The organism is Nostoc sp. (assembly GCF_036916975.1).
In the GTDB taxonomy this organism is placed as follows: Bacteria; Cyanobacteriota; Cyanobacteriia; order Cyanobacteriales; family Nostocaceae; genus Nostoc.
The window spans coordinates 96,306-104,411 of record NZ_JBALFF010000042.1; the positions used below are offsets into that span (position 1 = coordinate 96,306).

8 protein-coding genes and 1 pseudogene are annotated in these 8,106 nt (G+C 44.0%); 8 read left to right on the forward strand and 1 reads right to left on the reverse strand.

All coding sequences use genetic code 11. The features are described from left to right. Positions 1-109 precede the first annotated feature (109 nt). The 8 genes and pseudogenes from hpnH (at position 110) to V7K73_RS09870 (ending at position 7,506) form a co-directional block, all read left to right on the forward strand. Complete coding sequence (gene hpnH, locus V7K73_RS09835; RefSeq protein ID WP_334879408.1) at positions 110-1,129, forward strand: adenosyl-hopene transferase HpnH; 1,020 nt, start codon at positions 110-112, stop codon at positions 1,127-1,129. 926 nt (positions 1,130-2,055) lie between these two features. Next, positions 2,056-2,577, forward strand: a complete 522-nt coding sequence (locus V7K73_RS09840; RefSeq protein WP_334879409.1) for a phycocyanin subunit beta — start codon at positions 2,056-2,058, stop codon at positions 2,575-2,577. A 90-nt stretch (positions 2,578-2,667) separates the two neighbouring features. Beyond that, on the forward strand, positions 2,668-3,156 hold the full coding sequence (cpcA, locus tag V7K73_RS09845) for a phycocyanin subunit alpha (protein WP_334879411.1): 489 nt from the start codon (positions 2,668-2,670) through the stop codon (positions 3,154-3,156). Positions 3,157-3,625: 469 nt separating this feature from the next. Beyond that, positions 3,626-4,435 (forward strand): phycobilisome linker polypeptide, encoded by an 810-nt coding sequence (locus tag V7K73_RS09850; protein WP_334879413.1) that lies wholly within the window; start codon positions 3,626-3,628, stop codon positions 4,433-4,435. A 133-nt stretch (positions 4,436-4,568) separates the two neighbouring features. Further along, positions 4,569-5,438 (forward strand): phycobilisome linker polypeptide, encoded by an 870-nt coding sequence (locus tag V7K73_RS09855; protein ID WP_334879415.1) that lies wholly within the window; start codon positions 4,569-4,571, stop codon positions 5,436-5,438. 82 nt (positions 5,439-5,520) lie between these two features. Beyond that, positions 5,521-5,733 (forward strand): annotated as a pseudogene (locus V7K73_RS09860) (phycobilisome linker polypeptide); the annotation flags it as partial. Positions 5,734-5,758: 25 nt separating this feature from the next. Beyond that, positions 5,759-6,598, forward strand: a complete 840-nt coding sequence (locus V7K73_RS09865; RefSeq protein WP_334879417.1) for a HEAT repeat domain-containing protein — start codon at positions 5,759-5,761, stop codon at positions 6,596-6,598. A gap of 170 nt (positions 6,599-6,768) precedes the next feature. After that, positions 6,769-7,506 carry a HEAT repeat domain-containing protein gene (locus V7K73_RS09870; protein ID WP_334879419.1) on the forward strand — a complete coding sequence of 246 codons (738 nt, stop codon included), beginning with the start codon at positions 6,769-6,771 and terminating at the stop codon, positions 7,504-7,506. Positions 7,507-7,894: 388 nt separating this feature from the next. On the opposite strand, the gene V7K73_RS09875 is transcribed toward V7K73_RS09870, so the two are convergent. Then, positions 7,895-8,106 (reverse strand): hypothetical protein (locus tag V7K73_RS09875; RefSeq protein WP_442936748.1); only part of this gene is annotated, 212 nt, incomplete at its 5' end.

Genomic DNA, 8,106 nt, shown 5'->3' on the forward strand with positions numbered 1-8,106 from the left:
TAATTTTCTCTTAGCCCACGGAGGTGGGCTTTGTTTGTGTAGCCGCGAATTCTATTCGCCAAGCCTTTTCCAGTGGTGTATTTATATCTAAAGAGGAGCGATCGCAACAATGGCAGTTAATCTACAACAAGCTATGGATATTGGGAAGTATCTTGTTACCCAGCGTTTAAAAGGACGTAAACGCTTCCCATTAGTATTGATGTTGGAACCTCTTTTTCGGTGTAATTTAGCCTGTACTGGTTGTGGTAAGATACAACATCCAAAGGAAATTTTAAAGCAAAATCTCACCCCAGAACAGTGCTTTGCCGCAGTAGAAGAGTGTGGCGCACCAGTTGTCTCAATTCCTGGGGGAGAACCGCTTCTACATCCCCAAATTGATCAGATTGTTCAGGGATTAATTGAGCGCAAGAAATATATTTACTTGTGTACCAATGGCTTGTTGTTAGAAAAGAGCCTAGATAAGTTTCAACCTTCTCCTTACCTAACTTTTAGTGTGCATTTAGATGGGATGCGGGAGTTGCACGATCAGTGTGTCGATCGCAAAGGTGTTTTTGATACTGCTGTCAAAGCGATTCGCGCCGCTAAAGCTAAAGGCTTCCGTGTTACCACTAACACTACTATCTTTGAAGGTACTCAACCTAAAGATATGCAAGAGTTTTTCGACTTTTTGGACACACTTAATATTGACGGGATGATGATTTCTCCCGGCTACAGTTACGAGTGGGCACCAGATCAAGATCATTTTCTCCACAGAGAACAAACACGCACCCTGTTTCGGCAAATTCTCGCTCCATACAAAGCTGGTGAAAAAAATTGGAACTTCAATCACAATCCACTGTTCTTAGATTTTCTCACTGGTGAAAAGGACTACGAATGTACGCCTTGGGGTAGCCCTAGTTATAGCGTTCTCGGCTGGCAAAAACCTTGCTATCTGCTCAACGAAGGTTATTACTCTACCTTCAAGGAATTACTAGCACAAACTGACTGGAGTCAATACGGCCAGAAGAGTGGTAATCCCAAATGTGCCGATTGTATGGTTCACTGCGGCTACGAACCTACCGCCGCAATGGATGCAATGCAGCCACAAAATATGGCGCGTGCCATTGGGAGTGTGTTTGGCAGAGGCTAGTACTGTGTAAAGCGAAGTTTGAAGGCTAAAGGAACCAACCGCAAAGCGTCGGCGGGTTTCCCGACTTAAGGAAAGTGTCCGTCAAGTCAACAATGCTTATAGGACTTACACAAAAAGGCAGTAAAATCCTTGATTTTCCGTAGGGGCAATTCACGAATTGCCCTTACATTTGCTATGTGATGCGTAAGCCCTAGCTTAGAGTATTCCAAATTTTAGAATCTTTCTTTCTGTGTTCTCTGTGGTTCGTTATTTAATCCAAGCATTGTTAAGTAGGTAGGCATAATTAAATCAGGACTTACGCACAAGGAGCGGAAAATCGAACCACAGAGGACGCTGAGGACACGGAGGAATAAGAGGAAAGAGAGTTTTTGTAAGTCCTATAAATTTAAGATCAAACCTCACCCTCAATCCCTCTCCAAAGTATCGGAGAGGGAAGCCGGAGGCAGGGTGAGGTTTTATATTTAATTATACCTACCTACTTAGCTTTATACCGTATTTTAAGCAATAAATAATACTCCTTAAGGCAGTAGTACGATGACTGCGGCGGGCTACGCTGAAGCACCTTTAAGCGGATTTCCCAGAGATGAATTATCCCATCTTTGGGGTTTGAGAAAAGTGTAAAGTTATGTAAACGGAATTAACAAACATAACAATAATTTGTAATAAATAATGACGCAACAGCATTGTATAAAGATAACTTAGAAGGAAAAAACAACATCTTAATCAGGTTTTTCAGTCGTTCACAGAAGTTTGAAGTTTTGTAACAAAAATTTTAATCTGAAAGCCTAGAGATTGTAAACTTATTGCGTGGATGTCTGTTTTGAACCTTTCGTAACTCGTCAGGCAGTGCTGACATCAAAAATAAACTGAACTATTCAGTTTTGAGTCCAATTATCCTTAACCAAGCCAACTAGGAGACAAAAGCAATGGTTTTAGATGCATTTGCAAAAGTAATCACCCAAGCTGATGCACGCGGTGAATATCTCAGCGCTGCTCAGTTGGACGCTTTAAGCGCCCTCGTTAAAGATGGCAACAAGCGTGCAGATACCGTAAACCGGATTACCAGCAACTCCTCAGCAATTGTTGCCAATGCAGCTCGCGCTTTGTTCGCAGAACAACCTCAGTTGATTGCTCCTGGTGGTAATGCTTACACTAGCCGCCGAAATGCTGCTTGCTTGCGCGACATGGAAATCATCCTCCGCTATGTCACCTATGCAATCTTTGCTGGTGATGCAAGTGTGTTAGATGACCGTTGTCTAAACGGTCTACGCGAAACCTATTTGGCGCTAGGAACTCCTGGTGCTTCAGTAGCAGTTGGCGTGCAAAAAATGAAGGATGCAGCTCTTGCTCTTGCTGGCGACACCAACGGTATCACCAGAGGCGATTGCAGCGCAATATTATCTGAAGTTGCTAGCTACTTTGATCGTGCAGCCGCAGCAGTAGGCTAAACTAAACCCGCTTTAAGACTCATTGACTGACTATTGTCAGTTAGAGAAAAGAAATTTCAACAAGATTGTAAATAAGGAGATACTAAACCCATGAAAACACCTCTTACCGAAGCAGTTGCAGCCGCAGATTCTCAAGGTCGCTTTCTTTCCAGCACCGAAATTCAAACCGCTTTTGGTCGTTTCCGCCAAGCTCCAGCTAGCTTAGAAGCAGCAAAAGCTTTGAGTGGTAATGCCCAACGTTTGACAGAAGGCGCAGCTCAAGCGGTGTACAACAAGTTCCCCTACACCACTCAACAACAAGGCCCTAACTTTGCTTCTACCAACACTGGTAAAGAAAAGTGTGCGCGTGACATCGGCTACTACCTGCGGATTGTTACCTATTCCTTAGTTGTGGGTGGTACAGGCCCCTTGGATGACTTCTTGATTTCTGGTTTAGCTGAAATCAACCGCACCTTTGATCTATCTCCCAGCTGGTACGTTGAAGCTCTCAAGTACATCAAGGCTAACCACGGTCTAAGTGGCGACCCTGCTGTAGAAGCTAATTCCTACATCGACTACGCAATTAACGCTCTAAGCTAAAGAGTGCATTAAGCCCGGAAAGGAAAACAAGCTCTGTTAGCAAATTGCTAGGAGTTGGTTTACCTTTCTGGGCAGTTTTATTTTCAAAAGACTGTTAAAGAAGAATGCAGAATTAAAAGCACAGAATTCAGAAAACTTTGAGTGTGGGATGCAGACCCGCCACTACTAAATTTGTCCGCTAATGCATATTTAGTGTGGTGTTTCACCGTTGATTCAGACGTTTCTGGATTTAATTTGTGTTGCGTTATCCACCCTTCGGGTGACGCTACGCTAACGGCAGTTGCTACCCCTGCCAGAGCCCTAATAGCAAACAAGTCTCTTAACTCCAAGGGCGCAGTGGCTCATCAGCACCATAGAATTAAAATCTGAATTCTGCCAACTGAGGCATGTATTCTTTCTTGTTAAAAAACTAGAAAAAAATTTTCTAAAAAGTTTTCAGTTTTCCAGTTAAAACTGAGGAGGTTTAAAGATGGCATTGGGACAAGCCGCAAGGCTAGGAATTGGAGCCTTTGAAAACTCAGGACTGGCAGAACTACGTCTTGATAGAACAGAACCGGATGTGGAAGTGATCATCCGGGCAGCTTACCGTCACATTTTGGGTAATGAATACCTAATGGAATCAGAGCGTCTTGTCAGTGCTGAATCACTGTTACAGCAAGGTGCGATTTCAGTTAGGGGTTTTGTGCTAGCCATTGCTCAGTCGGAACTCTATCGAGAAAAGTTTTTCCATTCAAACTCGCAAATTCGCTTTATCGAGTTGAATTATAAGCATTTGTTGGGTCGCGCCCCAGAAGATGAGTCAGAGATTTCGTACCATGTTGAGCTTTACAACTCACAAGGTTACGAAGCTGAGATTAATTCATACATTGACTCATTAGAATATCAAGAAAGCTTTGGGGAAAACATAGTACCATACTATCGTGGCTTTAATAGCCCAGTAGGGCAGAAAAACGTTGGCTATAGCCGACTGTTCCAACTGTATCGGGGTTATGCCAATAGCGATCGCGCTCAAGGGCTAAAACAAGGACGTCTAACTTGGGAAATAGCTAAGAATCTGGCTTCACCCATCTACCCAGTCTCTACAGGAGCCTTAACGGGTCTCTCATCAGGTGGCAGAGGAGAAACATACCGAATTAGGGTACTACAAGCAGCTTCTCCAAACTCATCTGTAGTGCGACGAAGTACTGCGGAATTGGTCGTACCCTACGAACAACTTTCTAGCAAATTGCAGCAGCTTAATCGTAAGGGCAGCAAGGTGATTAGCATCACACCTGTATAAATTAGGGAATCGGGAATTAAGTGAAGAGTTAGGAGTTAGGAGTGAGGAGTTTTGAATTCCTAATACCCCTAGTTTGAACTTTTAACTACTAACTCCTCACTTTTCCCTACCAATTACAAAAGGAAAATTACCAATGGCTATTACAACAGCAGCATCCCGTTTGGGAACAGAAGCTTTTACTGATAATGCTCCTGTAGAATTGCGCCCAAATGCAACTAAAGAAGACATAGAGAAGGTAATTGCTGCCGTCTATCGTCAGCTGTTGGGCAACGATTACTTAATGAAATCTGAGCGTCTCATAAGTGCTGAATCTATTCTGCGCGATGGGAAAACTACAGTACAAGAGTTTGTGCGTCAAGTAGCTAAATCAGAGCTATACAAATCCAAGTTTTTCTACAACAGTTTTCAAACTCGCGTCATTGAACTCAACTATAAACATTTGTTGGGTCGCGCTCCCTATGATGAATCTGAGGTGATTTATCACTTAGACTTATATCAAACCAAGGGATATGAAGCCGACATTGATTCTTATATTGATTCGGCAGAGTATCAAAGTAGCTTTGGTGAAAATATTGTGCCTTTCTATCGCGGCTTTGAAACCCAAACAGGTCAGAAAACTGTCGGATTTAGCCGGATATTCCAACTTTATCGCGGCTATGCCAGTAGCGATACCTCCCAACTTAAAGGTAATTCCCCTCGCCTTGCCGGTGAACTAGGTCGCAATAGTGCATCTGTTGTTGTTCCTCCATCTGGTGGGCCTTCTGGCTTTTCTTACGTTGCTCCTGAAAAAGGCGTTACCCCCAACAGTACTTTCGGTGGTGCAGGAACTTTCGGACAAGAAGGCAGACTCTACCGCATTGAAGTTGCAGGCGTTTTTGGAGCTGGTTATCCTAGCACACGCCGGGTCAATCAAGCTGTTATTGTACCCTATGAAGGACTATCTGCTTACTTCCAGAGAGTGGTAAAACAAGGTGGTAAAATCGCCAGTGTGAAGCCACTTTAGTGTTATTGGTCATTAGTCATTAGTCATTAATTTCAGACCAAGGACTAATGACAACTTCAATTTATAAATTTGGAATTGATTTATGCTTGGATTAATTAATGGTACAAATAGTAACCGCTCCTTCCGCTATGAAGTAGTAGGTCTGCGCCAAAGCGAAGAAACAGAAAAAGTAAACTATCCCATTCGTTCTAGTGCCAGTGTATTTATCACGGTGCCTGAAAACCGGATGAATCAGGAAATGCAGCGCATTACTCGCTTGGGTGGCAAAATAGTCAGCATTCAGCCATTGAACGCTGAGACAACACATAGCGAACAGAACCATGAATCCCAGTCTGGAGAACATTAAAGATTTATCACTGACAGTTGACAATACCGACGGTGGATCTTTAACGGTAGAGCAGGCTCTAGCTAATCTGGAAAGTACAGATTTAGGTCTGCGATTTTATGCTGCCTGGTGGTTGGGAAGGTTTCGCATAAATGAACCAGCTGCGGTTACAGCGCTGATCAAAGCCTTAGAGGATGAAGCCGACAGGACACCAGAAGGCGGATATCCTCTACGACGAAACGCAGCTAGGGCTTTAGGGAAACTTGGCGATCGCCAGGCAGTATCACCTTTAATTGGGTGTTTAGACTGCTCAGATTTTTATGTACGGGAAGCGGCGGCCCAATCCTTGGAGATGCTAGGCGATCCGGTTTGTATTCCGGCGCTAATCAAGCTATTAGGAGTAGGTTTGCAGGGACAGCTGATATCACAGCCTGATTTATCTCAACCCTACGACGCTATCTTAGAAGCCTTGGGAACTTTGAGGGCGAATGAGTTTGCCCCTTTGATAAAGGCATTCTTAGAGCATCCAATCGAATTGGTGCAATATTCTGCCGCACGAGCCATGTATCAATTAACCCAAGAACCAGTTTATGGAGAAAAGTTAATACAAGCTCTGGGGGGAGAGAAATTGCAATTGCGTCGAGCAGTGTTGGCAGATTTGGGAGCGATTGGATATCTACCCGCAGCAGATGCGATCGCACAGACTCTTGCTGAAAATAGCCTGAAGCTAATTTCTCTTAAAGGATTACTAGAACATCAAGTAAATCACATAACATCAAGCACTTTCTCAGAAGGTGCGATTAAAGTGATGAATTTGATGGACTCGCTGTTGTAGTCATAAATTCTAGATAATCAGTTCTTATTAATACGTTACAATCAAATTTTTACCACACATAAACCCCCTAGCTGACTGTAAAATCATGGCTAGGGGGTTTATGTATGATGTCAACTACGGATAGCTTAAGCTACAATTGGCTGACGGCAAATTACTCATGAAAAATGATTATGAATAACAGCGATTTAGCCCAAATATTGATCCGTGCTGTAGAAGAAGCAGATTCCTCCGATCGGTTATTAGACGCAGTTCAGGAGTTAGCAGCAGCCGATATAGAAGAAGCTGTTCCTACACTAATTGCAGCTTTAGGCTACAACAATCCAGGGGCGGCGGTGGCGGCGGTAGATGGGCTGATTGCGATCGGGGAAGCCGCAGTGCAGCCACTATTGCAACTAATTGATGGCTACAACTATGGTGCTAGAGCCTGGGCTATTCGTGCCTTAGCGGGAATTGGCGATGTCCGGGCGCTGGATACTTTGTTAGAGGCAGCAAAGACCGATTTTTCTCTGAGTGTGCGGCGGGCAGCTGCCAGGGGATTAGGCACTTTGCGCTGGCAGCAAGTACCGCCTGAAAAACTAGAATCTATTCAAACTCAGGTATTAGAGGCGCTATTACTAATTTCTCAAGATCCAGAGTGGGTAGTGCGCTATGCAGCAGTGACGAGTTTAGAAACACTAGCGATCGCCATAGCAGTCACTTTACCCGATCAAGCGTCGCGGATTACAAATCAACTTCAGCAAATGCTCGATAAAGATGTTGATCTCGGAGTTCGTACCCGTGTAAAGTTTGCACAGGAAAAAATTCAGCCGCAACAGGCGCAACAACATCAAGAAGTCTTTGCACCAAAAAGAAAGCTACAAGACGCTGATGTATCTGAAGTGCCTCATCGTGGTGGTGGCAGACGGTAAAAGCCCCTCTGCTCTCAATACGGTACGGTTCGGATAAGATCCCCCCGCCTGTGGCGACCCCCGATAAATTGTTGGAAGTCCCTAATAATAATAAAAAGCCCCCAATTTATCGGGAAATTGGGGGTATCTTCGATGAATAAATACGTTAGGGACTTCCAAATAAAAAAATACCCAAAAAACTGGCGAAAAAACTTTCTTCTCCTCATTCCTCTGTGTCGCGCCAGTTGCTTCTCCCAAGGGGAGACGCTGCGCGAACAAGTCGGGGAACCCGCAAGGGCGCACTGGCTTCTCTGTGCCTCTGTGGTTCGTTTATTTGAGTAATTTATTTCTTGGAAGTCCCTTAACCGAACCGTATTGCCTCTGCTCTATGCCCTAACCCTCCCGCAACTCAACTTATAGGATTCTGGCGCTTAACAGGTTTGGGCTTAGGAATCGGTTTAGTGTTTGTAGGAAGTATCAAGTTTTCAACGGCTTGGGTAATTGCCTGTACTTGCATGGGTGTTAAAGGGGTACAGCCGGGATACGTGCAAAATGGGACACGTTGTAAAGTTTTGTAAAGAAAGAAGGTTGAAATCATTGATTTGTAGAAATTTTGAACCA